Source organism: Chryseobacterium sp. ERMR1:04, assembly GCF_001297705.1.
Classification (GTDB): Bacteria; Bacteroidota; Bacteroidia; order Flavobacteriales; family Weeksellaceae; genus Chryseobacterium.
Map to the genome: position 1 here is coordinate 230,286 of NZ_LIRF01000010.1, position 25,949 is coordinate 256,234.

The 25,949-nt window shown below is 34.6% G+C and carries 24 protein-coding genes; 9 read left to right on the forward strand and 15 right to left on the reverse strand.

Annotated features, from left to right (window positions below):
• Nucleotides 1-42: 42 nt before the first annotated feature.
• The 3 genes from AMQ68_RS24555 to AMQ68_RS24565 are packed head-to-tail and all read left to right on the forward strand — an operon-like array spanning nucleotide 43 to nucleotide 1,792.
• Nucleotides 43-489: a nuclear transport factor 2 family protein gene (locus tag AMQ68_RS24555; protein ID WP_054513239.1), complete on the forward strand. Its 447-nt coding sequence runs from the start codon at nucleotides 43-45 to the stop codon at nucleotides 487-489.
• 1 nt (nucleotide 490) lies between these two features.
• Entirely contained in the window at nucleotides 491-1,414 is a 924-nt protein-coding gene (locus tag AMQ68_RS24560) for a hypothetical protein (RefSeq protein WP_054513240.1), read from the forward strand.
• A complete protein-coding gene (locus tag AMQ68_RS24565; RefSeq protein ID WP_054513241.1) occupies nucleotides 1,415-1,792 on the forward strand; it encodes a VOC family protein in 378 nt (125 codons plus the stop codon).
• Between the two features lie 69 nt (nucleotides 1,793-1,861).
• Here the strand turns inward: AMQ68_RS24565 and AMQ68_RS24570 are convergent, their stop codons facing one another.
• Entirely contained in the window at nucleotides 1,862-2,245 is a 384-nt protein-coding gene (locus tag AMQ68_RS24570) for a DUF1634 domain-containing protein (RefSeq protein ID WP_054513242.1), read from the reverse strand.
• Nucleotides 2,245-3,075: a sulfite exporter TauE/SafE family protein gene (locus AMQ68_RS24575; protein ID WP_054513243.1), complete on the reverse strand. Its 831-nt coding sequence runs from the start codon at nucleotides 3,073-3,075 to the stop codon at nucleotides 2,245-2,247. The genes AMQ68_RS24570 and AMQ68_RS24575 overlap by 1 nt, the downstream gene beginning before the upstream one ends.
• Nucleotides 3,076-3,159: 84 nt before the next feature.
• Between AMQ68_RS24575 and AMQ68_RS24580 the strand changes: the two genes are divergently transcribed.
• Together AMQ68_RS24580 and AMQ68_RS24585 are read left to right on the forward strand one after the other, a co-directional pair.
• Nucleotides 3,160-3,708, forward strand: a complete 549-nt coding sequence (locus tag AMQ68_RS24580) for a DUF1543 domain-containing protein (protein WP_054513244.1) — start codon at nucleotides 3,160-3,162, stop codon at nucleotides 3,706-3,708.
• A 143-nt stretch (nucleotides 3,709-3,851) separates the two neighbouring features.
• A complete protein-coding gene (locus tag AMQ68_RS24585) occupies nucleotides 3,852-4,964 on the forward strand; it encodes a 5-(carboxyamino)imidazole ribonucleotide synthase (RefSeq protein WP_054513245.1) in 1,113 nt (370 codons plus the stop codon).
• 49 nt (nucleotides 4,965-5,013) lie between these two features.
• Here the strand turns inward: AMQ68_RS24585 and AMQ68_RS24590 are convergent, their stop codons facing one another.
• The 7 genes from AMQ68_RS24590 to AMQ68_RS24620 all read right to left on the reverse strand — a co-directional run bounded on the left by AMQ68_RS24590 (nucleotide 5,014) and on the right by AMQ68_RS24620 (nucleotide 11,934).
• Entirely contained in the window at nucleotides 5,014-5,766 is a 753-nt protein-coding gene (locus AMQ68_RS24590; RefSeq protein WP_054513246.1) for a hypothetical protein, read from the reverse strand.
• Nucleotides 5,759-6,118, reverse strand: coding sequence for a hypothetical protein (locus tag AMQ68_RS24595; RefSeq protein WP_123905782.1), 360 nt, complete (start codon nucleotides 6,116-6,118; stop codon nucleotides 5,759-5,761). Before AMQ68_RS24595 ends, AMQ68_RS24590 begins: the two co-directional genes overlap by 8 nt.
• Before the next feature lie 7 nt (nucleotides 6,119-6,125).
• Complete coding sequence (locus AMQ68_RS24600; protein WP_054513248.1) at nucleotides 6,126-6,938, reverse strand: hypothetical protein; 813 nt, start codon at nucleotides 6,936-6,938, stop codon at nucleotides 6,126-6,128.
• 30 nt (nucleotides 6,939-6,968) lie between these two features.
• The gene (locus AMQ68_RS24605) at nucleotides 6,969-9,092 is read right to left on the reverse strand and encodes a cation:proton antiporter (protein ID WP_054513249.1); all 2,124 of its coding nucleotides are present in this window, start codon (nucleotides 9,090-9,092) and stop codon (nucleotides 6,969-6,971) included.
• Nucleotides 9,093-9,098: 6 nt separating this feature from the next.
• A complete protein-coding gene (locus AMQ68_RS24610) occupies nucleotides 9,099-9,662 on the reverse strand; it encodes a hypothetical protein (RefSeq protein ID WP_054513250.1) in 564 nt (187 codons plus the stop codon).
• Nucleotides 9,663-9,753: 91 nt separating this feature from the next.
• Nucleotides 9,754-10,659, reverse strand: coding sequence for a DMT family transporter (locus AMQ68_RS24615; protein ID WP_054513251.1), 906 nt, complete (start codon nucleotides 10,657-10,659; stop codon nucleotides 9,754-9,756).
• 264 nt (nucleotides 10,660-10,923) lie between these two features.
• Nucleotides 10,924-11,934: a zinc-dependent alcohol dehydrogenase family protein gene (locus tag AMQ68_RS24620; RefSeq protein WP_198408901.1), complete on the reverse strand. Its 1,011-nt coding sequence runs from the start codon at nucleotides 11,932-11,934 to the stop codon at nucleotides 10,924-10,926.
• Nucleotides 11,935-11,966: 32 nt separating this feature from the next.
• On the opposite strand from AMQ68_RS24620, the gene AMQ68_RS24625 reads away from it, so the two are divergent.
• Together AMQ68_RS24625 and purE are read left to right on the forward strand one after the other, a co-directional pair.
• Nucleotides 11,967-12,851, forward strand: coding sequence for an AraC family transcriptional regulator (locus tag AMQ68_RS24625; protein WP_082384287.1), 885 nt, complete (start codon nucleotides 11,967-11,969; stop codon nucleotides 12,849-12,851).
• A gap of 73 nt (nucleotides 12,852-12,924) precedes the next feature.
• Nucleotides 12,925-13,428 carry a 5-(carboxyamino)imidazole ribonucleotide mutase gene (gene purE / locus AMQ68_RS24630; RefSeq protein WP_054513252.1) on the forward strand — a complete coding sequence of 168 codons (504 nt, stop codon included), beginning with the start codon at nucleotides 12,925-12,927 and terminating at the stop codon, nucleotides 13,426-13,428.
• A 55-nt stretch (nucleotides 13,429-13,483) separates the two neighbouring features.
• Here the strand turns inward: purE and AMQ68_RS24635 are convergent, their stop codons facing one another.
• The 3 genes from AMQ68_RS24635 to ahcY all read right to left on the reverse strand — a co-directional run bounded on the left by AMQ68_RS24635 (nucleotide 13,484) and on the right by ahcY (nucleotide 17,195).
• Complete coding sequence (locus AMQ68_RS24635) at nucleotides 13,484-15,043, reverse strand: BspA family leucine-rich repeat surface protein (RefSeq protein WP_054513253.1); 1,560 nt, start codon at nucleotides 15,041-15,043, stop codon at nucleotides 13,484-13,486.
• Nucleotides 15,044-15,179: 136 nt separating this feature from the next.
• Nucleotides 15,180-15,572 carry an inner membrane protein YiaA gene (gene yiaA / locus AMQ68_RS24640; RefSeq protein ID WP_054513254.1) on the reverse strand — a complete coding sequence of 131 codons (393 nt, stop codon included), beginning with the start codon at nucleotides 15,570-15,572 and terminating at the stop codon, nucleotides 15,180-15,182.
• A gap of 309 nt (nucleotides 15,573-15,881) precedes the next feature.
• Entirely contained in the window at nucleotides 15,882-17,195 is a 1,314-nt protein-coding gene (ahcY, locus tag AMQ68_RS24645; RefSeq protein ID WP_054513255.1) for an adenosylhomocysteinase, read from the reverse strand.
• Between the two features lie 162 nt (nucleotides 17,196-17,357).
• On the opposite strand from ahcY, the gene AMQ68_RS24650 reads away from it, so the two are divergent.
• On the forward strand, nucleotides 17,358-17,888 hold the full coding sequence (locus tag AMQ68_RS24650; protein ID WP_054513256.1) for a HugZ family protein: 531 nt from the start codon (nucleotides 17,358-17,360) through the stop codon (nucleotides 17,886-17,888).
• A 376-nt stretch (nucleotides 17,889-18,264) separates the two neighbouring features.
• Nucleotides 18,265-18,879 carry a 4'-phosphopantetheinyl transferase superfamily protein gene (locus tag AMQ68_RS24655; RefSeq protein WP_054513257.1) on the forward strand — a complete coding sequence of 205 codons (615 nt, stop codon included), beginning with the start codon at nucleotides 18,265-18,267 and terminating at the stop codon, nucleotides 18,877-18,879.
• Here AMQ68_RS24655 and AMQ68_RS24660 read toward each other — a convergent pair.
• The 3 genes from AMQ68_RS24660 to AMQ68_RS24670 all read right to left on the reverse strand — a co-directional run.
• Entirely contained in the window at nucleotides 18,860-21,142 is a 2,283-nt protein-coding gene (locus AMQ68_RS24660) for an FUSC family membrane protein (protein ID WP_054513258.1), read from the reverse strand. The two genes, AMQ68_RS24655 and AMQ68_RS24660, sit on opposite strands and share 20 nt — an antisense overlap.
• Nucleotides 21,143-21,276: 134 nt before the next feature.
• On the reverse strand, nucleotides 21,277-24,834 hold the full coding sequence (locus AMQ68_RS24665) for a T9SS type B sorting domain-containing protein (protein WP_054513259.1): 3,558 nt from the start codon (nucleotides 24,832-24,834) through the stop codon (nucleotides 21,277-21,279).
• An 80-nt stretch (nucleotides 24,835-24,914) separates the two neighbouring features.
• The coding region (locus tag AMQ68_RS24670) for a T9SS type B sorting domain-containing protein (RefSeq protein ID WP_131725114.1) at nucleotides 24,915-25,949 on the reverse strand (1,035 nt) is incomplete at its 5' end.

Consider the following 25,949-nt stretch of genomic DNA (forward strand, 5'->3'; position numbering starts at 1 on the left):
TATTTTCCTATTTTTATTCTATTAGATTGAATTGAAAATAAGATGAATAAAATCGTTGTTCTTAGTTTGTTGCTTTCTGCATTTTGTTTCGGACAGAAGTCTGTCGATCACGATGTTGAAAAGCCTATCCGAAATTTATTTCTTGCGATGAAAAACGCAGATACGGAGTTGTTGAAATCTGTATTTTCAGAAACGGCAATTCTTCAAACGGTTACAAAAGACGGAACCGTGAAAACAGATGCTATTCCTGAATTTATTTCTTCCATTGGTAAGGCTGCAAAAGATGATTTAGATGAAAGGATAACCATTGAAGCCATTCATATTGATGGGAATTTAGCAAGTGTTTTTACGCCGTATCAGTTCTATTATAAAGGAAAATTACTACATTGTGGCGCCAATAGTTTCCAACTGGTAAAACAGAATAATGTCTGGAAAATTCAATATATAATCGATACCAGAAGGAAGGAAAACTGTGAAAATAAAAAGTAATATGAGAAATAAGAATCTGATTCTGAACTATGTTTTTTTAGGTTGCCTGGCTATCCTCTTTTTAAATGATCATTTTTTCAAATTTGAATATACGAGCTGGTTGACAGGGAAATTGTCTGACATTGTAGGGATTGTCTCGTTTCCGATGCTTCTGACCTATTTATTTCCAAAATTAAAGCAGTATTCAGTATTTCTGGCGGGGTTGCTGTTTGCTTTTTGGAAATCACCTTTTTCGGAAAGTTGTATTCAGTATTATAATATAATTTCTCCTATTTCAATTCATAGAGTGGTTGATTATTCAGATATATTTGTTGTGTTGTTGCTACCCATTCCTTATTATTTGATTCTAAATGCACATATTATTAATACTTTTAGCCTTAAAAAAGTAAATACTTTTGCTGTTTTAGCGCCCACATTATTTGTTTTAATGTCAACATCACAAGGGTATAGACATTATGATTATGTTCCTTACACAGGGAATTTAATATTTGGAAATACTACTTTTACCCTTCCTAAATCTAAAGAGCAGGTGTTAGCAGAATTGAAAAAGAGAGACATCAATATTCATAAAGACTCTGTGAGAATTGTAGGTGTAAATAAAAGTAAATATTTAGGATTGGGGAGGATTGATTATAAAAATATTGATAGTAAAAAAGATATTTTTCAGATCTCTAATGATAGTTTAAAGCAAGAGATTTTGAAAAGTATCGATGAAAGTAATGAATATAAAATTGATAAGATTAAAATTGGCGACCAAACGATAGAAAATATTCAGCTTCAGGTATCAAAATCAATTGATGGAAGAGGTACGTCAATCACTTTAAAATCGATGAATATAGAAAGATATTTGAGAGAAGATAAAGTGGAAAGAAAGCTGAGAAAGATTTACGAAAAATTATTAGAAGAACAATTCAAAAGTTATTAAATGAAAATACATCATATTGCAATTATTTGCTCAGACTACGAGGTTTCCAAGAAGTTCTATACAGAAGTTATGGGACTGAATATTATTCGAGAAGTATACCGTGAAGAAAGACAATCATATAAACTAGATCTGGCTATTGGTGATCATTACGTTATCGAATTATTTTCATTTCCCAATCCGCCCCAAAGACCCTCTCGTCCTGAATCATGTGGATTAAGACATTTGGCTTTTTCTGTTGAAAATGTAAATGAAAAGCGACAAGAGCTAATGGATAAAGGATTGAGCTGTGAAGAAATAAGAATAGACGAATTCACCGGAAAAGAGTTTTTCTTTACCCAAGATCCGGATCAGCTTCCTTTGGAGTTTTATGAAATGTAAAACAAGAAGACACTAGATTGCAGATGTTAGACTGAAATCTCATGTTTAACATCTGTAATTTATATGTAATTAGTGAGCGTATCCCGTAAAGAAACTGATGGCCATAATTGCTAAAACAATAGAAGAAATGACTACATACACGTAGTCTTTTTCTTTAAGATAGCCAACCAATGCAAACACAATTCTCATTAAAGGAGTAATGATCAGAATCAGAATTCCCAATTGAATAATGGCCATTCCTTCCCCTGCACCCAGCGAATGCCAGAAGTGGTTCCAAACCTTTTCAGAAGAAGATCCTACATCCAGGCTGGTATATTTTTTAGGCATTTCAAAGCCTTCGAAGAAAAGTTTAACAAAACCAATGATGGAGGTTGCTACCGATAAAAGAACACCCAGCCTCAAAAGATTTCCAACGGAACGGTTTAGATCTACATCTGTGAAATTCTTTCTCATTATCTGAAACTTTTATTGATACCGTTATACATCATGTAAATCGACAGGATCGTGATTACAATGGCGAAGAATGCTTTCAGCTTTTTTGTCTTAGAAACCATTAATGTTTTTGAACCAATGAAACTTCCAACAACGACACCTACTAAAACAGGAGCTGCGATTACAGGAATAATTTCACCTCTCTGGAAATAGATCATGGCACTTGCAACAGCGGTTACGCCGATCATAAAATTACTGGTTGTGGTAGAAACTTTAAATGGCAGTCTCATCATGTTATCCATTGCCAAAACTTTCAATGCACCAGAACCGATTCCTAATAATCCGGACATTGCTCCTGCAAACATCATCATGAAAAATCCGGGAACTGTATTTCTTGCAGAATAGCTTTTTAATACACCTTTATCAGGAAATGTTCCGTATAATTTTAGTTTTTCTTCTAAGCTGCCTTTTATCAGAGGTTCCTGATGATCAGGTTTTCCTTTAAGATTTAAAACAACTGTCAAAAGAAGAATACTTGCAAAAATAATTCCCAATGTATTTGGATTCAGCATCCCGGAAACCAAAGCTCCAATGATGGCTCCGGCAGTAGTTCCGATCTCTAAAAACATTCCGATCCTCATATTGGTAAAGCCTTCTTTAACGAAAGCAACCGCCGCACCGGAAGAAGTACCGATCACAGAAATTAATGAAGCGCCAATTGCGTAATGCATAGGAACGCCGAAACCCAGCGTTAATAAAGGGATGATGATAACTCCTCCTCCTAGCCCTGTAAGCGAACCTAAAAGGCCTGCCGAGATGGCTCCAAGAAAGAGAATGATGATTTCTGACATGGTACAAATATAAAACTATTGGCGTTGTCTGACAAACTTTTAAAAAAGATTATTTTAATGTAATTTTGCAAAAACAAGAAAGAAATGAATTTATTTTATGTGATTCTGGGAGCAACGCCTAAAGGCAGAAATATTGAACAGCATGATGTATTTTTCGGGATTGCTGAAAGCCTGAAAGATCTGGTTCCGGATATGAAAGATTTTTGGAAGGAAGCAGAGGGCAAAATTCACCTTGATTGTCATCAAAAAGTACAGTTTGCAGACGGATATGAAGTAAAGATTGTTGAAAAAACAGAGGCCACTTCAGAAGATCAATTGTATTTCCTGAATTTAGGAGGATATAAGAGAGGACACTTTGAAGAGTTTCACGAACAGCATCTGATGGTTGGGAAATCAATGGGAGAAATCATCAAAAGAGCAAAAGATACAGAGTTTTATAAAACAATGGGTTTTGAAGGAGCGGTAAGTCATGTAGATGATAAACATGGAGTAGATATTGATGATATTTTTAATGTAAATGATATTCTGCCTGAAAAAATGAAAGAAAAATACTCGATTGTTTTAACCCAATCTAATGCTGAAAATCAGGAAAATGAAATAGGATTAGGATACCTGAAAATAGATAAAATTTAATAAACTGCGATTCAAAGTATTTGCGGAATTTGCTGAGTGAAACGCCCTTGCGAACTTTAAAAATGGTATTTTAAATTAAAATCTTAGCGAACTTTTGCGTTTAAATTAATAATTAGATCTAATAGAAAAAATAAAAAGAAAGAATGAAAATAGGAATTTTAGGAGGCGGACAGTTGGGAAGAATGTTGATACAGAGCGCATTGAAATATGATGATCAGTTTTATACATTAGATCCTGCTTCTGATGCTCCTTGTCACAATATCTCATACTTTACCCAAGGGAATTTCAATGACTATGAAACAGTTTTGAATTTTGGTAAAGATAAAGATGTTGTAACGATTGAAATCGAACATGTAAATGCTGATGCTTTGGCTGAACTTGAAAATCAGGGCGTAAAAGTAGTTCCGAATTCTAAAATTATTAAAACCATTCAACAAAAAATCCTTCAAAAGGAGTTTTATAAAACACATAATATTCCAAGTCCTGAATTTCAGGTGGTTTGGAATAGAGATAAAGAAATTACAATGCCCTTACCTTTTGTTCAAAAAATGAATACGGGTGGATACGACGGAAAAGGAGTTCAGCTCATTAAAAATGAAATTGATCTTCAAAATCTTTGGCAGGAAGCTTCTGTGATTGAAAGTTTGGTTGATATTGATAAAGAACTTTCTGTAATTGTTGCAAGAAATGAAAACGGAGAAACAAAGACTTTTCCTGTAACAGAAATGGTGGCAGATCCGAAACTGAATTTATTAGATTTCAACATTTGTCCGGTTTTTTTAAGTGACGATATTCAGAAGCAAATAGATTCTATTACCGAGAAATTTTTAGAGGTAGTCAATTCTCCCGGACTTTTTGCCATCGAATTATTTTTAGATCAGGAAGGAAAAATTTGGGTCAACGAAACGGCTCCAAGATTACATAACTCGGGACATCAAAGTCAGGAAGGAAATGCCAATTCACAGTTTGAACAAATGTATCGTGTCGTGAAGAATTTACCTTTGGCAGATACAGATTCTCTAACTTTCAGTGGAATGTTAAACTTAGTTGGCGCAGAAGGATTCGAAGGAAAGGTAATTTATGAAGGAATGGATGATGTATTGAAAATGCCAAAAACCTACGTTCATCTTTACGGAAAAACCGAAACCAAACCTGGAAGAAAAATGGGTCACATCAATGTATTGGCTGATTCGAAAGAAGAGTTGATGGAGAAATTGGTGAAAGTGAAAGAAATGGTGAGAGTGATTGCGGAATAATTAAAAATAAAGAATAAAGGAAAGCTGTAATTATAACTACAGCTTTTCTTTATTCCTTTAGTAATGAGACCTCTTCCCAATTATTGTTTTTATACTGATAAGTTTTGTGAGTGACATTATTATAATTTAAATTATATATAAAGTCCACAACTACAATTTTATTAGGTTTGTTATGAAATTCTAAATATAAAGTGTTGAAATTTTCTGTTTTCTTATTAGTGTTAATTGTTAGGTTTTTGCTTGTAAACGGGAAATAATAAAATTCTTCTTGTGTGTTTAATATTAACCCCTTTTCCTGTTTTTTTGAAAGTTTTAATATATTTTTTTTATCATTAAGATCATAGCTACCGAAAATTCTTGTATAGCTTTCAGGTTTATTATTTTCCACAAATAAAAAAGAATTAGCTTCCTTTAGATAAGGAATTACATTTTTATGATGCTTTTTTCTAATACACCTTATTGTTTTTTTATTCCAGAATGTAGTCTGATTGAAAGCAGGATTCATGTTTCGAGGAACATCATCAAAAGGAGAAATTAGGAATATCGGTCGACGTAAGCTACTAAAATACAAAACGAGATTTTCATTTTTTAATTGGTTAAAATCAATATCTGAAATAATCTTTTGATTAAGTTTAATATAATTTAAATCTTTAAAATCTACAAGAATTTGATGAGTCAAATTTTTGATTGATTCCTCCTCTAGACTATCTCTTATTTTTCTCTTATTTGTTTGACTATATAAGCTGGAGCAGATAATAATAGAAAGTAAATAAACTATATTTTTCATTGTTAAATTATTCATGAATTTTAGGATAATCTATCGTCCATTTTTTTTCTTGGGAATTCCACAGTAAATAGGGACCTTCAAATTCATCCTTGTATATTAATTCATAAGAATGGTGATGATCGGTTGAATAATAAGGCTTTGTTCCTTTTTCTTCTTTTTTGAACCCTAGTTTTTCAAGTGTTTTCCAATCTTGATTTTCAGGGAACTTTTTGTTGATGGTATGGTAGGTTTCAATATTTTTGATCAGTTGATTTCCAAACTGTATATCAGATTTTCTTGTGATCGCAATCGGTAAATTCCAATACACTGTAAAGGCAATTATGATGACAAGAAGTATGGACGTTATAGCGAGTATGGTCTTTTTCATTGAAATTTTAAGGCTTTGTAGTTTTTTCTAGTATATCTTTTTTATAATTGTATTTCATATATACGCCTAATGCGGGTGAATAGACAGAAAATTCGTCTAATGTAGTGAGGGGTGCATAAAGTTTAAAAGTACAAATGTCAGTAGCAGAAATGAAAGGATTAGTTCTTAAGTGACTATGAGTTGTCATTGTCATAGTACCTTCGCCTGCCATTGCAGTCATTGTCGGGATAAGCCTAGAGTGAAATCTTTTGCTTGATGAAATTTTACCTTCTTTATCAGAGTAGAATAAATAATCATTACCAAATGGAATAATACCTGATTGAGAGGTTCCAGGAATTAGATAGGTTTTATAGCCTTCATTAAAAGGAATGATAATTATATTCAACGTATAATCTTTAGGGGTTCCTACCTCATATTTAGGTTCAGAGAGTTGAGGAATGATTTTTTCACGAACAGTTTTAAGATTAGTTTCCCTATCATTTAATTTTCTTTGTGTGAAATTTTCTTTTACTGCATTTTTTAAATTATTTTTAAAAGAATATTCTGCAACTACAAGATCTTGATCTTTATTTAAGAAAACAGTTTTAACAGTGTCATTACTTTTATAGGTAAGATAATTTCCTGCAATATCACGGACTTTTTTGTTTTTATTTAGTAAATCAGAGGAATTCCAAGAAGCATTTTCCATGGAATACAATAAATTTCCTTCGGCTTTGATAGAGTCTAGTTTTTGTTGGAATTCTTTATCTGAATAGGTTTGTTCCTGAGCAGAAATGAATATTAAGCTCAACATTAATAATAAGCTAATTGTTTTTTTCATAGGTTATTAGTTTTAATAGATATAGATTTCTTACTTAAAAATCTTCTGAATAATATTTCCAATTTCCATAAAGTCTCCATGATTTCCAACGGATCTTATTTCGGGATTGTTTTTATCAAATTCTGAGAACGGATAAATAAGAAGATAATTGTTATTGTGCAGATATTTATTCAAAAGTTCAGGGATCAGTCTCATTTGTGGAAGGTAAGATTGCATTCCTCTTTTGGCCATAAAAACAATCAGGGCTTCGTCTTCTTTTAGCTGAGCGGCTGTTTTTTCTCCATCTCTCCAACTGTTCATAATGATGAATTCAGCTTCTATATTTGCTTTTTTAATGATTTTCTGTAGGACATCTAAAATTTCCTCCGGAGCATAGAAAACCACAGTTGCCCCAGAGTTTCTGGCAATATTCCAGACTCTTAGAAGCGCATGAAAAAATCCGGCTTCCTTATGCGCTTTCTCAGGAATCATTACCGCATATTTTTTAATAGTTGAAAGAGGTTGTGCCGCATGATATACCAATACATTCACATCATCATTTTGTAGATAACCGTTGTAAAGATTATAGACAAAAGAAGGGGAGAAGCCTTTTTCATCTTCTAACCCAATAATTAGATCTGTAATGTTTTGCTCTTTCATTACGTGATGTACACCGTTGATGACGTCATTGTCATATCTCTTCAAAGCCTGTAATTTTACGTCTGCAGCAGCAGCAGCATCGGTGGCTTGATGTAATAATTTTTCGGCATTTTTTACAGAAGATTCATTTTTATCTTCATTAATAACATTTAAAGCATATAGATCTTCCGTATTGGAATGTGCTTTTATCAGAATCCCAAGATTAACCATTCTTTCCACGGTCTTTTCGTGATTAATGGCCAACAGGATATTCTCTTCCTCATGATTGACTCCTGAAACCGTATCTTCATTATCGCTTTCAGCAATTTTTTGAGCACTCGCCATAGAGATAAATGAGGAAATTGTACACGAAACCAAGATCAGTAAAATACTTCCATTCAATACATGTTCGTTCAGTAATCTTATGGGTTCTCCGGTTTCAGTTTCAGAAATAATGATGTTATATCCCACCATTACGGAAGCTAACGTTGCCGCTGCAGAAGCGGAACTCAATCCGAAAATAAGTTTTCCTTCATCTTTGGAAAGGCGAAATGTTTTTTTAGTGGCAATAGCTGCAAGATATTTACCTCCAATGGATGCAATAAGCATAATGGCAGCTACCTGAAGGGTTTCTGAACTTTTAAAGAAAACTTTAAAATCAATCAACATTCCTACACTGATCAAAAAGAAAGGAATAAAGATCGCATTCCCGACAAACTCAACCCTGTTCATTAATGAAGAAGTGTGCGGAATAAGTCTGTTCAAAGCCAATCCTGCAAAAAATGCTCCGATAATAGCTTCTACGCCTGCCAATTCTGCTAATAGAGCGGCGAGATAGATCATTACTAAAACAAAAATATATTGCGAGATCTTATCATCTACTTTTTTGAAAAACCAACGTCCGATAATAGGAAATATCAACAAAACAATAAGGGCAAAAACAATAAAGGAAACCGATAATTTTACCCAAAATGCTGTGCCCACATCTCCTTGGGACATTCCTACAACAACAGCGAGTACCAAAAGGGCTAGAACATCCGTAATCATTGTTCCTCCAACGGTAATGTTGACGGCCAGATTTTTCGCAATTCCCAACTTGCTGACCAAAGGATAGGCAATCAGGGTATGAGAGGAAAACAAACTGGCAAATAATACGGAGGTAAGAATATTAAAGTGTAAAAGATAATATCCTCCAAGAAAACCTAAAATAAAGGGAACTACAAAAGTATAGATTCCGAAGGTGAGGCTTTTCCATTTGTTTTTCTTAAAATCTCCCATGTCAATTTCAAGTCCGGCAAGGAACATGATGTACAACAAACCGGTAGTTCCGGTCACCACAATACTGCTATCTCTTGATAAAACATTGAAACCGTTGGGCCCAATCACTGCTCCGGCAATAATAAGTCCTAATAAATGGGGAACTTTTATTTTATTCAGCAAAAGAGGAGCCGCAAGAATAATAATCAGGACGAGTAGGAACTTTAATACCGGATCTTCTATGGGAAGACTGAGATTATGTATATTCAGTAAAATCATAGGTGTTTATTTTGTGGAACGTACTAATTCGACCGAAAACTTGGCCACACAGTTATCTACCATAACGGTTCGGGTGCCTTTTATTTTGCTGTCGGAAATATCATTAAGTAAAACATTCATCTCTACTTTCTTACTGAATGTAGAATCTGTTTTAAAGGTAAGCTTGATTTCATTATGATCAAACTTCCCTGCGTACAATCGTATGAGATTATTATTGTTAATGATCTTCGCCACCAATTGGGTAGAATCATTATCAAACTCCCAAGTATCGATGCGCTGATCTCCCACCACATAATCACTGCAGTTGGATTCTGTGCATATTACTTTTCCGGTCCAGTCACCCGAAATTTCTGCTGGCCACATGAGAATTTTCACAGAATCTTCTTTTGAAAAAAGACTGTCTCTCATTTTTAATAATGCCTGATATTCTGATTCTTTCTGAGCAAAGAGTTTTTCTTTTTGAAGCAATTGCTGCTCTCTGGAAATGAGATTTTTTTCTTTTTCTTTATCATTACAGCTTACCAAAAAGAAAGAAATGGCAAGAAGTATAAATAATGTGTTTTTTAACATGCGGGATATATTGGTGTAAACAATATAGGAAAAAAAAGGGGAATGGAAAAATTAGAAAATGATTACAGAGAAGGGGGATAAAAGGTAAAAGTTATCCAACTCTTTGCTTTCTAAACATCTCCGGTTTATAGTTAATAATAAATACACCCAAAATAATTAAGACAGCTGCCATGATAAATTTTAGGGTAATGTTTTCATCCATGATCAACCAACCCAAAAATATGGCAATAATGGTGTTGATATAAGCCAATATGGAAACCTGAACCGGTGATATTTTGGTTAATGCATAATGAAAAGCGAAAAATGCTGCCACGGAACCAAAAACAGATAAGTATAACATAGCCGAAATACTTTTTAAGGTCCAGTTTTCGAAATTGTAATGTTCTGAAAAAATAAAGGCAAAGATGATCTGAACAATTCCTGCAAACAGAAACTGGTAAAATAAGTTTAAGGAAATATTACCGCTTTGAATATTTAATTTTTTAGTGAAAATGGTTCCTGAAGCCCATCCTGAAATAGCACAGAAAAGAAAAATAATTCCCATTCTATACTCAGGATTTCCAAGGTCTTGAATTCCGTCCCAGAAGATGAATAATATTCCGCTGAAGCACATCAAAACGCCAAGAAAAGCTCTGAAGCTGAATTTTTGTAATCCAATTGCAACGCTTCCTAAAAAAACAAGAATAGGAGAGGATGCACTTATCAGAGAAGCCAAGCTGCTTGATACCGTTTCTTCAGCAACGGTTGTCATTCCGTTAGCCACGATCAACATTAGCGTAGAGAAGACAAGTTGATATCCTAGATTTTTCCAGCCAATCCATTTAAATTCTTTTCTTGAAAGCAAAACCAATAACATAATCATTGATGCCAAAAACTGACGGATTCCCGCTACAAACCATGCCGGAATAGTTTCTACAGCAACACGAATTGCCAAAAAGGTTGTCCCCCAGACCAGTGCTACGGTAATGACGGCAAAAATGAGTTTGTAATCTTTCAAAATAGAATAAAAGTGGTAAGCAAATATATCTTTTTTGATAGGAAGAAAATGGGTACAGTTTGGTTAATTTTAAAGGGAACAGAATGTTAAGATTGATTTTTACATAATGGATTTGTTTTAAGCTTTAAAATTGGATGCTGACTCTTGAAGTAGTGTTTTTTATCTCTCGCAGATTTTGCGGATTGCGCAGATTTTTAGGCATCATTATTTGCGAAATCTGCGAGAATAAAAATTTATATAGTTTGTCATCCATCTAAGACAGGACTAATCTATATCAATCACCATTTTTCCTGTTGACTTTTTATTTTCCAAAACTTCATAAGCTTCGTTGGCCTGCATTAGGTTGTAATGTTCATCATGAAGTTCTATTTTCAGCTTTCCTTCTGCAAAAAGTTGTGAGGCTTGAGACAATATCTCTCCGAAATGTTTTCTGTTTTTACCTGACAATAACGGATATAAAGCAAAGACTCCCGAATATGTAGCATTCCGAAAAGACAATGGAGCGAGGCTGTGCGTACCCCAACCCAAAATGCTTGCAACATGTCCTGAATATCTTTTTACGGCTTTAAAAGAATTTTCTAAAACAGTTCCGCCCACGGTATCAAGAACAGCATCAAATCCTTCTCCATCCGTATATTTTGTTACGTATTCTTCTACAGATGAATGGTTATAATCAATGGCGACTACATTATATTTTTTGATGATTTCTGATGATGGTGACGAAATCGTTGTATATACTTTTGCTTCTTTTGCGTTGGCAATTTGGATGGCTACATGTCCCACACCGCCATTACCACCGTGAATTAAAATAGTTTGATCCTTTTGTATGTTGATATGATCTACGACAGCTTCCCATGCCGTAATAAATATCAAAGGTGTTGCTGCAGCTTCTCTAAATGAGATGTTTTTGGGTTTTAAGGCGAGCAAATCGGCATCTACCGCAATGTATTCTGCTAATGTTCCCTGAAGATCCGAAACACCTCCCACCAAGCCAAATACTTCATCACCTACTTTGAAGTTATGAATGTCTTTTCCTGTTTTTTCAATAATTCCTGACATATCTACGCCTAATATCATTGGAAGAATAGCTTCAGCATGGGCCGCTTGTCCATTTTTTATTTTAAGGTCTAAAGGATTAAGCCCGCTCGCTTTTACTTTAACCAAAACTTCATGATCTTTAGGTTCTGGTTTGTCGATTTCTTTTACAGCTAAGAGGCTTCCAAATTGTTCTAATACTTGTGCTTTCATTTTTTGTGTATTAATTATTGAATTCATTATGATCTTTTTTTGTTCTACAAAGTTGGGGAATGAACCATGTTAAAATGTTGTATTTTTACATCATAAAAGGGTATAATATTGTCATGAAACAAGATTATTTACAAAAGCCATTTGAACTCGTTTTAAAAGAACCGATGAATGTTTGTCCACGAGGTGAACATAGCGTCAGTTTTTTCGAATTGGTTTATATTGTTTGCGGAAAAGGGACGCAAGATATCAACGGTAATCAATTTTCTTACCGGGAAGGAAATCTTTTCTTACTTGCTCCTGAAGATTCTCATTCTTTTACGTTTGAAACGGAGACACAATTGTTTTTCATTAGATTTAATAAAGTATTTTTTCATTCTCATCAGATAACAACTACTTTTTTGCAACGTCTTGAACAGACTTTTTCAACCCATACTTTTCAAGGAGCCATTATAAAAGATGAACAGGAAGAAAGGATAATTAAAAACCTTATGGAAAGTCTCTTAATGGAGATGAATCATGAAAATTTTTATGCTAATGAAGTGATTCAATTGTTGGTGCAGTCTATTCTTACGATTGTAGCCCGAAATATTATGCATGAAACTTTTGTTTCGATTGATGAAAAAACAGATAATAAAGCAGCGAACATCATTCAATATGTTCATGGAAATATTTATGATCCTGAAAAATTGACGGCGGAAAATATCAGTATCATATTTGGGATTTCGAAAACGTATGTAGGCAGATATTTTAAAAATCAGACAGATAAAACGTTACATGAATATATTGCTCAATATAAAATGGGGCTCATTGAAAATCGTCTGAAATATAGTGATATGCGCATCAATGAAATAGCAAATGAATTCGGATTTACCGATAAAAGTCACCTGAATCGGTTTTTCAAAAAATTAAAAGGAATCTCACCTTCTGCATTTAGAAATAAGTAGCTGAGGTTTTTATTTATGGCATTTAAAAAAAAGACTTAAATTCTTTATCTTTGAACTCTAATAAAAATTGAAGATGGTAGGAATTATTATGGGAAGTCAGAGTGACTTACCGATCATGGAACAAGCTGCAAATTTTTTAAAAACGTTAGATATTCCGTATGAGCTTACAGTAGTTTCGGCTCACAGAACGCCGGAGAGAATGTTTGATTATGCCAAAACGGCAAAAGAAAGAGGCTTGAAAGTAATTATTGCCGGAGCAGGAGGCGCTGCCCATCTTCCGGGAATGGTAGCGAGCTGTACAACTTTACCGGTCATTGGCGTTCCGATTTTGTCGAGTAATTCTATTGACGGTTGGGATTCTGTATTATCAATCCTTCAAATGCCTGGTGGAATTCCTGTAGCAACAGTAGCGTTGAATGGAGCTTTAAATGCCGGAATTTTGGCGGCTAAAATTCTTGGAACGGGGGATGTTCAGGTGGCTGAAAAACTTCAGAAATACCAAGATGCTTTAAAAGATAAAGTATTGGGAACTGTGGATGATATCAAAGCACAGCATCCTAATCAATATGATAAATAAGGTGAATTGACCATTTGCCATTCACTAAAAAGCCTCACGTTTTGTGAGGCTTTTTCTATCTTTTTATAAATTTAAAAGAGTGAATTTTATCTTTCGCAATAATTTGGAGAATATAATTTCCGGTGGCTAAACTTCGAATATTGATTTCATCCTTAGATAAAGAATCTTTCATGATAATTCTTCCACTCAAATCTGAAATGATATAACTTTTTACATCTTTACTATTTTTCACATAAATAAAATCTGTTGCGGGATTGGGGTAGATGGATAGTAAATCTTTCAAATTATTTTCCGAAACTCCTAGAAACTCACATTCTGTGCCGGTATCTCCCGTGATTATCCAACCTTTGGATATCAGTATATTTCTTTCGTTATTAACAGTGAGAGAATATTGGAGCGGAGTTACATCTTGAAGCAAAATATTATTCGGTGTATTGGGATTATTTGCCCATTTAAAAAGAGTTCTGCTATAATTGTTGCAATCTATTCCTGTAAGTGAGATCATGTTATTAGCAGAGTATAATGCATTTAAATTCCACTTTTCTAAAGACTGATTAAACCCTGTAGCTCCCTGAAACATCGTATTCATCTCAGTAACCTTGCTTACGTCCCATGAACCTAAATATTGGTTGAAATTGATATCACCATGAAACATATGTCCCATATTGGTAACACTTGAAGTATTCCAATTATCAAGTGGCTGATTAAAATTAGGGTCATAATGAAACATATAAGACATATTGGTAACCTTTGAAGTATCCCAATTATTAAGTGGTTGATTAAACAGTATAGCCTCGGCAAAAGTGTAAGACATATTGGTGACTTTAGAGGTATTCCAACTGTTTAAATTTTGATTGAAAGTTTTTCTCTTCATAAACATATAACTAATATCTTCGGCTGAGGACATATCCCAAGATCCGATCGGAGGATTGAAAGTACTATTTTGTGCACCAAGAGGATGAGCTCCAAGTGCAAATATATGTTTGAAATTTTTGAGGGAAGAAGTATCCCAATTTGCCATTGAAATACTTCCCGTAAAATTGAAAGTATTATAAAACATTAGTGAAGCATCTGTAGCGGTGCTAAGGTCGGGAGAATCTGTTGCTGTTATTTGAATAAAAAAACACTGAGCAAAAGCATTGTTCATTGATGTCCATTGGATATTTCCCCATTGAGCTATTTCAGTAATTTTATCAGCACTTCCAGAGGTTTTTGGAACGACAATATCCATAAATGGACTAGGCTGTATAATGTTTTGTCCAAATTTTATTTGATTGAATGCTCCATTTCCGTTGATTACTTTTACTTTGAATGTTGCATCAGCCGGATTTGGATTTAAGGGTGTTCCAAAATCGATTAAAATACGATCTGTTGAGGTTACATTGGTCATGGCACCGTTATGTTGAGGATAGTTCACCTCTTCCCAGCTTATTGTATAATTATTACCTATTCCAGGAAACCAAATTTGATTGGCTCCTGCCGCATTGGGCATTGTGGGACCTAATAAAGGGTATTGATTGGGTGAATTTGGTTTCCAGATCGTAATAAATTCATCCTGGGATTTTACAACTTGAAATAATAGTAAAAGAATAAATGGTAAAAGTTTTTTAAACATATCAATAATTTGTGAATTAATGATTGTAAAAATAATAAATTCTCCAAAATATTGAAGAATTTATTATTATAAATGTTTTTTAATTTAAGTTTTACCGAAAATTCTATAAGAAATTCTCTGAAATAAGAATATTGTATTATTCCTGTTGCATGTTGTCTCTGGTATTTTTTTGAACAGCAATAGCCCCGAAAAGTGCTAATAAAAAGGCAAAGCCATAAAACCCTTTTTCACTAGGCAGGATAGTGGCGTTTACTAATCCAATGGCTAATAAAGTAATTGAAGATAGTGTTGCAAACCAGCAGATGCCATAATAAATATTGGTAACCTTTATATTTTCTAATCTGTCACGAACTGCTTTCTGTAAAGAAATAACGGCAAATAATCCGTAAAGTAGGATGGTGAAATAATATCCTTTTTCATTAAGCTGCATTTCGGCTCTCACAAGACCTACGATAAATCCTACCATACCAGCTCCCAGTGCAACCCAAGATGCTGCGATGAATGCGGTTGAAACATTTTGTTTTTTCATATTTATTGTTTTTTGTTAAAGATACCAAATATATTAAATTTTATGATACTGGCATATAGGGGAAAACACGGTAAATTTAGCCACGATAGAAGCGGTTACCCCACAGCAAGTATTGGATAAAGCTTTGGAGCGAGGAGTATGAGCGGATAGCGTGATTAAGCTCCTAAAAATGTAAATCATGAATTGCTAATTTGCTTTATATATCAATTTTCTGTTTTAAAATGAATGAATTTGAAAACAAAAAAACTCCCCAAAAAATGGAGAGTTTCTATTATTTTGAAATCCTTCGGCAAGCCTAGGATCACATTTCTAGTATCTGTAGTACTCAGGTTTGAATGGTCCTTTTACGTCAACACCGATGTATTCAGCTTGTTCAGTAGAAAGAACTTCTAGTTCAACGCTTAATTTCTTAAGGTGAAGAGCAGCTACTTTTTCATCTAAATGCTTAGGTAACATGTATACTTCGTTTCCGTAAGCAGCAGAGTTAGTCCATAATTCGATCTGAGCCAATGTTTGGTTAGAGAACGAGTTAGACATTACAAAACTTGGGTGTCCTGTTGCACAACCAAGGTTTACCAATCTACCTTCAGCAAGAATAATTACTTCTTTACCTTCAATAGTATAGATATCTACTTGTGGTTTAACTTCAGATTTTGTAGAACCATAGTTTTCGTTTAACCAAGCCATATCGATTTCGTTATCGAAGTGACCAATGTTACAAACTACCGCTTTATCTTTCATTTTAAGGAAATGTTCTCCTCTTACGATGTTAAAGTTACCAGTAGTTGTGATTACGATATCTGCGTTATCTACAACAGTATCTAATCTTTTAACTTCGAAACCGTCCATTGCAGCTTGAAGCGCACAAATTGGATCAATCTCCGTAACAGTAACGATAGAACCAGCTCCTCTGAAAGAAGCAGCCGTACCTTTACCAACATCTCCGTATCCGCAAACTACCACTCTTTTTCCAGCCAACATAAGGTCTGTCGCTCTTCTTACAGCATCTACTGCAGATTCTTTACATCCGTATTTGTTGTCGAATTTAGATTTAGTAACTGAATCATTTACGTTGATTGCAGGCATTACCAAAGTTCCGTTTTTCATTCTTTCGTACAATCTGTGAACTCCAGTTGTAGTTTCTTCAGAAAGTCCTTTGATATCTTTAGTAAATTCTGGGTATTTATCAAAAACCATGTTTGTTAAATCTCCACCGTCATCAAGAATCATGTTCAATGGTTTTCTGTCTTCACCAAAGAATAAAGTTTGCTCGATACACCAGTCAAAATCTACTTCGTTTAGACCTTTCCATGCATAAACAGGAATTCCTGCAGCAGCAATAGCAGCAGCAGCGTGATCTTGAGTAGAGAAAATATTACAAGAAGACCAAGTAACTTCAGCACCTAAAGCAACCAAAGTCTCGATAAGAACAGCTGTTTGGATTGTCATGTGAAGACATCCAGCGATTCTTGCTCCTTTAAGCGGTTGAGATGGTCCGTATTCTTCACGGATAGACATCAAACCTGGCATTTCTGCTTCTGCAAGGGTAATTTCTTTTCTTCCCCATTCTGCTAGGGAAATGTCCTTAACTTTATAAGGAACGTATTGTGTTGTTGTACTCATATGTTAATGAATAAGTTTAAATTCAATTGATAATGAATTGCAAAATTACAATTAATAATTAAGATACAAAAACAGCTACTTAATTTCAAAATAATGAAATTGTATATAAATTAAGTTTATTTAGTCTAAATAACTTATTTTTGTAGGAATAAATTTTATACTATGAATCATACTAATACTCAAGACGACGCTCAGAAGCAAGCAAAACCTTTGACACCAAAAGTAAAAGAACTCATTGCTAACACGAAAAGTGTAATTTTGGCTACTGTTGATGCAGAAGGAACACCTAATTCAAGCTATGCACCTTTTGTTCAGGAAAACAATACATTCTATATTTTGGTTTCTTTCATGGCGAAACACACGAAGAATCTTTCAGAAGGAAGAAAAACCTCAGTGATGTTTATTGAAGATGAATCTGCTACAAAACAAATCTATGCTCGCGAACGTTTAACTATTGAAGCTACAACCTCTCAGGTAGAAAGAGATTCTGAAACTTGGAATTCTGTTGTTGGAAAATTAAAAGAAGATCACGGAAAAGTAGTAGATGTTATTGCAGAAATGAAGGATTTTATTCTTATCGGTTTACATCCGGTTAAAGGTTCTTATGTAAACGGATTTGGAAGTGCTTATTTCGTAGATGAGAATTTAGAAATTATGGAACACAGAAATGATGTGAATCATCAGTCTAAATAAGTTTGATGGAAGCAGGATGAGGGAAGTGGGAAGTTTTTACGACTAACTGCTTTGTTTTTTAGCTTTTAATATAATATTGAATTCACTTGAATCTTAAGATTTGAGTGAATTTTTTTTTAATGAAATGTGACTTTTCTTTGATAAACTGTTTGTCATTCTGGAGGAATTAGGGCTGATAAACCTGTTAGGTTTGACTTAAACATTCCTTTTTATGAAGTTTTACACAAAGTTTGTCATTTCCGGAGGAATTTAAACTTAATTTTAACAAAACTGTTGAGATGCTTCCAGTATGACAAGCTGTATGAAAAACCTCTATCTTTTAACTTCGCGCGTCCTGCCCGAATTTTTTCACTAATTTTGTCCAATAAACAAACCCATGCCTCTTTACCGTGATTTTTCCGATGATACTGCTACCATTCTTATTTGGAAGTATGATGAAAGCGAGGAACTCAATATTGATGAGCTTCTGGAGCCAGAAAATGCTGAAAAAGTAAAAGACTATCATCCCAAAAAATTATTGGAAGTATTGATGGTTCGTAAATTGTTGAAAGGGTTGAAACCTAATTCTAAGATATTATATAAGGAAAGAGAACCTTTTCTTTCTCCAAAAGATGCCGAAATTTCTATCACACATTCTTTTCCATATGCTGCCATTGCCATTTCTAAAAATAAAATTGGTATCGATGTTGAAAAGTTCAATCCTAAAATTTTAAGGGTAATCGATAAATTTACCTACGAAGATGAAAGAGGTTTTATTCCTGAAGATAAAGCAGATACTTTTTATACCATTATCTGGAGTGTAAAGGAAAGCATGTATAAAATTCACCACTCTAAACATTGGTCTCTGAAAAAGCATTATGAAGTAAGACCTTTTGAATTGAAACATCTTCACCATATTAAATGCAGAGTCTATGACGAGCATTATTCTGACGAGTTAAAAGCCAGAGTAGAATTTTTCGATGATTACTGTTTTACGATTGTAGAGGAATAGGTTTAACAGCCTCTGTAGTTTCAGATTCGCTTTTGTATTTTTCTATTACTTTTCTCTGCTCTTTGGCAACGTCATAGATTAATTCCAACACATCATGAATGTTTTTTAGTTCTGTTAAATGAGAAATTTTATCAGGATCTATTGGTTTTACGACATCACTTTCTTCAATCTCGGTTTTTCTTTTTAAGATCAAATCTTCAATGGAAGAATCTTCAGGTTCAATGCGACTTTCCATTTTCAAGGTTTCATTGATCTTATCACCGTTAAGCAATGCTGTCACTTTTTGCATTTCGGCTTCTATTTTTCGGCTCCAGCTTTCAGCATCAATTTCAGGATATTCTTCATTGTTTTTTGAATATTGAGAAAGGGAAGCGGTATAAGCGGTAATCAAATGGGATGTTGCCACAAACTGATGAACAACCTCCAGTTTTTTCTGTTGATTCTTAGGTTCAGAAATCATCCTTTGAAAGTTGTCGGAAAGGTTAGCTAATGAAATAATAGCATTTTTCCGTTTCACTTTATACTCTTCTAGATCAAAATCTCCTTCCAGAAATTTAGAAATAACACTTTGAAAATAGATGAGGTTACTCTCCGCAGATTTTTTCATTAAATCTAAATTCTGAGTATGTCCCCAAACAGGTAAAACAATATAAGAAACCAGAAAAGCAATAATTCCTGCAACAACGGTATCTAAAATTCTATCTTTAAAAATAACATCTATTTTCCCAGGACTTAAGAAATTGAAACTTAAGAAAACATAAATCGTCATGAATGAAACAGCCCAAAAATAGCGGCCTTTCAGAAAACTGAAACACATGATCATACTTAAAAGAAGGATCGTAAATAAAACAGCATTAATATGGATGAAATGTAAAATAGCATACGCCGTTGAAGCCCCTACAATGGTTCCGTAAAGACGAAGCAAGTTCCGTTGTTTGGTGATAGAGTAGGCGGGCTTTAAAATAGCAACGATTGTAATTAAGATCCAATACGCATGACCAATAACAAAAAACTCGAACATAGAAAAAAGATAACCAATCAATAAAGCGATTGTAATTCTTAGTGCGTGCCTAAAATGGGATGAAGAAAGAGAAATGTTATTTCTTAATACTTTAAAATTAAGCTTCTCTTCATTAGGCATGAATTTTTTTAAGTCTAATCCGGTGGAAAGACTCTTGGCCAGTTTTACGTTTTGTGAAAATACTTTATAGATCTCACTGATTTCTTTTGTGATCTCACTAATACGCATTAATATTTGGCGCAAGATCATGAAGTTTTCCAGATTATCTGGAGATAACTGTTTATTTCTAAGCTCGAAATAATGGATGTTTAGCTTTTTATGTTCAATTTCTAAATCGAATAATGGTTTTGCGCGGGTGCCAATTTGAAGGGAGATCCCAATATTGGTAATTTCCTCGGCCAATAAATTAAGATAATCATGAATGTTTACCAGGATCAGGCTATCCTCAAAACTCTGCTGAAGTTTTTGATAATCGCTTTCGGAAGTCATTAATTTTTCATGCAAGTCCATTGAGTTAAGGAACATCAACATCAGCAATCGGCTTGTTGTGGTAGATTCATTAACGATGGTTCTTGTTTTAAAAACAGTTTCTCTGGTTTCTTCCTGAAGGTTTTTAATTCCGATCTGCTTAGCGATAACCTGCGTTGTCAGCTTATCGAAATCCGGATTTTTTTGATAGTAATTGGCTTTGATTTTTAAGAATTCCGCCAATTGAAGATAATTCTCACCAATCATCTGACTGGCCAATTTATAAGGCTGAATGGTGGTAACAATAAGGAATATCAATAAAAACCAAGCGCATCCGGATGCAAAAATGAGTAACCCTTTAAAAATATTAACGCCGGTAAGGTGCCCGTCAATAAAGATGGCCAAGACCACTAAGGATAATGATCCTACGGCGGCTAATCTTTGTCCGTACACGCCAATCAGCGAAAAAAACATTCCAAATATAATGATCTCAAAGATGACCAAAATTTTAACATGCATCACCAAGCTGGCAATAAGCGCGACTAACACAAAACAGAAAATAGCGAAGGTTAATGCATTTCTTCTTCTGATAAATGGGCCGGGTTGATCGCAGAGTGCGACAAAACTAGTTCCCAAAGGAAATAGAAAGTATTCTTTTAATATTCCGAAGTGTGCCAGAACCAAACATGGCAGAACAGTAGCCAATGTAATCCTGATAGCAGAATATACATATTGGCTGGTTACGAATTTTTTGAGCTCTGCGGAATAGTTCATCTTACAAAAATAATTATTGAAAACAAAAAAGCCTCATAAATATGAGACTTTTATAAACTTATATTTTTACTTTGTGTTAATTCAATTTTTTAAAGAATTTTTTAGGTATTAATTTTTATATTAGTTTCACCAGTTTATCTATTCTTTAGGAGTATCCAGCCGGATAATTTAATTGGTTTTCCTGTTATCCTATCTTCCCAAGATGCGATATACCAATAGGTGGCTGTAGGGATCACACGAGCTAAGAATTTTCCGTCCCACACAGGATTTTCTTTAGTAGCTTTGAATATCTGGAGTCCGTACCTGTCAAATATTGTAGCAGAGAAGTTTTTAAATTTTGCAATTCCTGCGAAACTTATCACATCATTGTGTCCATCATCATTTGGAGTTATAACATTGGGTAGAAAGAATGTATAATAAAGAACAGAAGCATCACATAGGGTTCTTATATTTCTTACTCTGATGGCATACTCTGTGTTTTTATGAACATTGTAGAATATATTTGAACTTTGCCATGTTACCCCATCGTCGATAGAATATTCTAGGGGTAAATTTTCATTATTTTTTACTTTAATCGTTAGGGCATCATCTTGATATACAATATCCAGAATCTCCGGAACTTGTGTATAGGTAACTTTGGCAGAGAAGGTTTTAGCACAAACGCCATTGCTAATGATTACGGTATAAATTCCTTCGAGAGTTGGATTAATAATTTGTGTAGTCTCGCCTGTGTTCCATGAGTAGGTGTAGTTAGGTCCTGCTCCTGCGTCTAGTGAACCTTTATTTCCTTTACAGATTTCGATATCTGCTAATGAAGAAACAATTTCGGGTACCACAGTAATAGTAATTGATTTTTGTGCGACACAACCGTTGGCACCTACTCCTGTTACGGTATAGGTTGTGGTGACTATTGGAGAAACGGTTTGTATGTTTGCATTTCCGGGTAATCCGTTCCAAGTGTATGATACAGCTCCTGCTGCAGTAATGGTGGTTGATTCTCCTTTACATATAATGAGGGAGGTGGCAGTTAATGAAACCGGAGGAGGTGTTGTATTTTGTATTACTGTTACAGAAGACTGTTTTACACATCCTGATGGAGTAGCACTTGTAATGGTCAGGGTATAAGTTCCGCCTGCATTTACTACAGGATTTAAAGTATTTCCCCCTGATACAATATTTCCCCCTGCTGTAGCTGTCCATAGGAAAGTAGCTCCTGGTTGATATACAGATGCCGTAGCATCCAGTGTTATTTCAGTTACCAGACAGGTAATGGTCTGTGAAGGAGGTAATATGTTGACAATGATAATAGGATCCATGGCAACGGTTACCGATTGTTGATACTGGCATCCTAAAGCTGTTGTTAGGGTAACGGAATAAATACCGGGAGCTGTCACCGTATTTGTAGGTCCTGTGGTTCCATTAGACCATAAGAATGTGTTTCCGGTTCCGTTAGCAGTTGCGGTTAATATCGTGGAATCACCTTCACAAAATAGGAGGTTTCCTGCTATTTGGAGATTTGGATCTATTTGTTTAAGAATAGCAATAGAAGCCGGTGTACTTATACAGGTACCGTTGTTATTGGTTAAGGTATAGGTTCCCTCATTTGAAACGGTAATGGTTTGTGTTGTTTCTCCTGTGGACCAAACGTTTCCTGTAGGTAAATTTGAAGTTAGCGTTACGGGATTATCATTACAAATTACATTGGCAGATGCTGTAATTACCGGAACCGGATTCGGATTTATGTTGAGCTGAAGTTCGGCAACATTAAAACAGCCTTGTGCAGATGCTACCCTTACATAAAGAGTTGTATTTGCAGAAGTATATGCAGAAGGATTAGCAATATTATTTGTATTTCCTGCTATGGCATCTGCTTGGTTGGTATAATAGGTAAAACTTACCCCGGGAGTTACACTAATATCAGCTTGCGCTGAACTAAGATCAAAAGTAGCTGTTGCTGAATCTGAACATACACTTAAACCTGTATTTTGGACAGTGGGAACAAGTCCTTGTACTATCGTAATAGATGCGGGAGCACTTGTACATACACTGTCAGAATGCGTTACCGTATATGTTCCTGGAGTTGTCACAACAATAGATTGTGTGGTTTCACCTGTAGACCAAGTGTTTCCTGTAGCTTGACTTGAAGTAAGAGTTACGGTTTGGCCAATACAGATTGTTGATGATGAGCTTGTAATAGTAGGCGGATCACAAGAGCACGTGTTAATAGTTGCATCTTGAGAAGATCCTATTCCTTGTCCTTGATCTCCGCCAATATCTGCGGCTCCACCAGCATTTACTAAGATAGGAACTCCTTGTGAATCTACAGGTCCTGCTATGGATCCATTGGCATTGATTTGAGATAGTGTGACGTTTTCATCACCTTCTATAGAATCAAAACATCCATCTCCATCAGAATCTAAATCAAATTGATTAGATATACCATCCCCATCCAAGTCGCAAAATCCCGATTTGTAACCTCCTCCAGTACCTGAAATATATGTCATTCCTTGTACTAATTGCGTTATTTTTACTATATTATTACTTTGGCTATTCCAGATAATATTATTAAAGAACGCTCCGTTAAAAAGTTCTAAAGGAAGAAGTGGGCCTCCCGATGTTTTACTTCCATACATATTTATGCTTCCATTAGGATTAATAATAATTCTAACAGCAGGGTTTGTAGCTGAAGAACCTATTATATTCCATATGTCCGGTATTCCATTTTGTCCATATCTTGAACCGTCAGCAAATCTAATATTATTTATTAAAAAATTTTCGAATTGTATTTCTTGATTTGCTAAACTATTTCCATTGATAATTAAATTAAATGAATTATCTAATTGATATACATCAAAAATAAAACCTAAATCCGTTGGTGGAGCTGTAAATGTATATGGAACATTGTTACTGGTTGAAAAATCAACATTTTCAAAAATATTGGGACATTCATCGGTATCCAGAATACCATCGTTATCATTGTCTAAGTCTATATAATCAGGAACTCCATCTCCATCATGATCACAAGTAAAAGCTAATATTGAAATATCTTCTAACAACCAATCATCAATTCCGGTTGTTGCTCTGAAAATTAGAGTCGAAGTATTAGGAATGGTGCTACTGGGGATATAAACTGTAAAAGTCTGTTTAGTAAAACCATTTATATTGGCTGTAGTAAAAGGGATGAAATTGGAAGTTGCACCATTGCTAAGGGTAATTTTAACATTATTTATAGCGGGATTTCTTTGTGTACCGTTATCAATAGTAGCATATACGGTATTGTTTAATAATATTTGTAATTTAGCCGTAGATCCTGCACTCTGATTTCCATCCTGAGTTCCTAATGTGAGGGTTAAAGGAATGAAATTATTAGTATTTGCTAAATCTAAATTGTTTAAGCTTTGAGAAATATCTTTATTTGTTGCATAGTTTTCAGAAAAAAGTGCTTGTGAACCAGGAGCATCCCATCCGGGCTGTAATATCCAATTATTAGCATTATCAGTAAATGTTCCGTTGATGATTATATTATGACTAGGACATTGGGTATTTAAATTTCTTAAGTTTCTTAAGTTATTTAGTTTTAGAGCTCCGGACTTATTAATTATGTTGGGGGTATCTTGATAAGTTTGGGCTGAACTTTTGTATGATAAACAAAATAAAATAATTAAGAAATAACATGCTATTTTTTTATTCATTCTGTGTTTGTCTTTTATTAAAAAAATAAATAGGCAGCCATTTCTCAGAGAGAATAGGCTTGCCGTTTTTGAGGATTTTATTAATTATTGATCGGAATTATTCTCTCATCATTTCGTCTATTCTTTAGGAGTATCCAGCCGGATAATTTAATTGGTCTTCCTGTTATCCTATCTTCCCAAGATGCGATATACCAATAGGTGGCCGTAGGGATCACGCGAGCTAAGAATTTTCCGTCCCACACAGGATTTTCTTTAGTAGCTTTGAATATCTGGAGTCCGTACCTGTCAAATATTGTAGCAGAGAAGTTTTTAAATTTTGCAATTCCTGCGAAACTTATCACATCATTGTGTCCATCATCATTTGGAGTTATAACATTGGGTAGAAAGAATGTATAATAAAGAACGGAAGCATCACATAGGGTTCTTATGTTTCTTACTCTGATGGCATATTCTGTGTTTTTATGAACATTGTAGAATATATTTGAACTTTGCCATGTTACCCCATCGTCGATAGAATATTCTAGGGGTAAATTTTCATTATTTTTCACCTTAATCGTTAGGGCATCATCTTGATATACAATATCCAGAATCTCCGGAACTTGTGTATAGGTAACTTTGGCAGAGAAGGTTTTAGCACAAACGCCATTGCTAATGGTTACAGTATAAGTTCCTTCGAGAGTTGGATTAATAATTTGTGTAGTCTCGCCTGTGTTCCATGAGTAGGTGTAGTTAGGTCCTGCTCCTGCATCTAGTGAACCTTTATTTCCTTTACAGATTTCGATATCTGCTAATGAAGAAACAATTTCGGGTACCACAGTAATAGTAATTGATTTTTGTGCGACACAACCGTTGGTACCTACTCCTGTTACGGTATAGGTTGTGGTGACTATTGGAGAAACGGTTTGTATGTTTGCATTTCCGGGTAATCCGTTCCAAGTGTATGATATGGCTCCTGCTGCAGTAATGGTGGTTGATTCTCCTTTACATATAATGAGGGAGGTGGCAGTTAATGAAACTGGAGGAGGTGTTGTATTTTGTATTACTGTTACAGAAGACTGTTTTACACATCCTGATGGAGTAGCACTTGTAATGGTTAGGGTATAAGTTCCGCCTGC

Excerpts from the sequence above, each read along its gene's own strand:
- AMQ68_RS24565 (WP_054513241.1), top strand. The coding sequence starts at position 1,415 with ATGAAAATACATCATATTGCAATTATTTGCTCAGACTACGAGGTTTCC.
- AMQ68_RS24570 (WP_054513242.1), bottom strand. The coding sequence starts at position 2,245 with ATGAGAAAGAATTTCACAGATGTAGATCTAAACCGTTCCGTTGGAAAT.
- AMQ68_RS24555 (WP_054513239.1), top strand. The coding sequence starts at position 43 with ATGAATAAAATCGTTGTTCTTAGTTTGTTGCTTTCTGCATTTTGTTTC.
- AMQ68_RS24605 (WP_054513249.1), bottom strand. The coding sequence starts at position 9,092 with ATGATTTTACTGAATATACATAATCTCAGTCTTCCCATAGAAGATCCG.
- ahcY (WP_054513255.1), bottom strand. The coding sequence starts at position 17,195 with ATGAGTACAACAACACAATACGTTCCTTATAAAGTTAAGGACATTTCC.
- AMQ68_RS24575 (WP_054513243.1), bottom strand. The coding sequence starts at position 3,075 with ATGTCAGAAATCATCATTCTCTTTCTTGGAGCCATCTCGGCAGGCCTT.
- AMQ68_RS24585 (WP_054513245.1), top strand. The coding sequence starts at position 3,852 with ATGAAAATAGGAATTTTAGGAGGCGGACAGTTGGGAAGAATGTTGATA.
- AMQ68_RS24610 (WP_054513250.1), bottom strand. The coding sequence starts at position 9,662 with ATGTTAAAAAACACATTATTTATACTTCTTGCCATTTCTTTCTTTTTG.
- purE (WP_054513252.1), top strand. The coding sequence starts at position 12,925 with ATGGTAGGAATTATTATGGGAAGTCAGAGTGACTTACCGATCATGGAA.
- AMQ68_RS24595 (WP_123905782.1), bottom strand. The coding sequence starts at position 6,118 with ATGAAAAAGACCATACTCGCTATAACGTCCATACTTCTTGTCATCATA.
- AMQ68_RS24590 (WP_054513246.1), bottom strand. The coding sequence starts at position 5,766 with ATGAATAATTTAACAATGAAAAATATAGTTTATTTACTTTCTATTATT.
- AMQ68_RS24625 (WP_082384287.1), top strand. The coding sequence starts at position 11,967 with ATGAACCATGTTAAAATGTTGTATTTTTACATCATAAAAGGGTATAAT.
- AMQ68_RS24560 (WP_054513240.1), top strand. The coding sequence starts at position 491 with ATGAGAAATAAGAATCTGATTCTGAACTATGTTTTTTTAGGTTGCCTG.
- yiaA (WP_054513254.1), bottom strand. The coding sequence starts at position 15,572 with ATGAAAAAACAAAATGTTTCAACCGCATTCATCGCAGCATCTTGGGTT.
- AMQ68_RS24620 (WP_198408901.1), bottom strand. The coding sequence starts at position 11,934 with ATGAATTCAATAATTAATACACAAAAAATGAAAGCACAAGTATTAGAA.
- AMQ68_RS24580 (WP_054513244.1), top strand. The coding sequence starts at position 3,160 with ATGAATTTATTTTATGTGATTCTGGGAGCAACGCCTAAAGGCAGAAAT.
- AMQ68_RS24635 (WP_054513253.1), bottom strand. The coding sequence starts at position 15,043 with ATGTTTAAAAAACTTTTACCATTTATTCTTTTACTATTATTTCAAGTT.
- AMQ68_RS24650 (WP_054513256.1), top strand. The coding sequence starts at position 17,358 with ATGAATCATACTAATACTCAAGACGACGCTCAGAAGCAAGCAAAACCT.
- AMQ68_RS24660 (WP_054513258.1), bottom strand. The coding sequence starts at position 21,142 with ATGAACTATTCCGCAGAGCTCAAAAAATTCGTAACCAGCCAATATGTA.
- AMQ68_RS24600 (WP_054513248.1), bottom strand. The coding sequence starts at position 6,938 with ATGAAAAAAACAATTAGCTTATTATTAATGTTGAGCTTAATATTCATT.
- AMQ68_RS24665 (WP_054513259.1), bottom strand. The coding sequence starts at position 24,834 with ATGAATAAAAAAATAGCATGTTATTTCTTAATTATTTTATTTTGTTTA.
- AMQ68_RS24655 (WP_054513257.1), top strand. The coding sequence starts at position 18,265 with ATGCCTCTTTACCGTGATTTTTCCGATGATACTGCTACCATTCTTATT.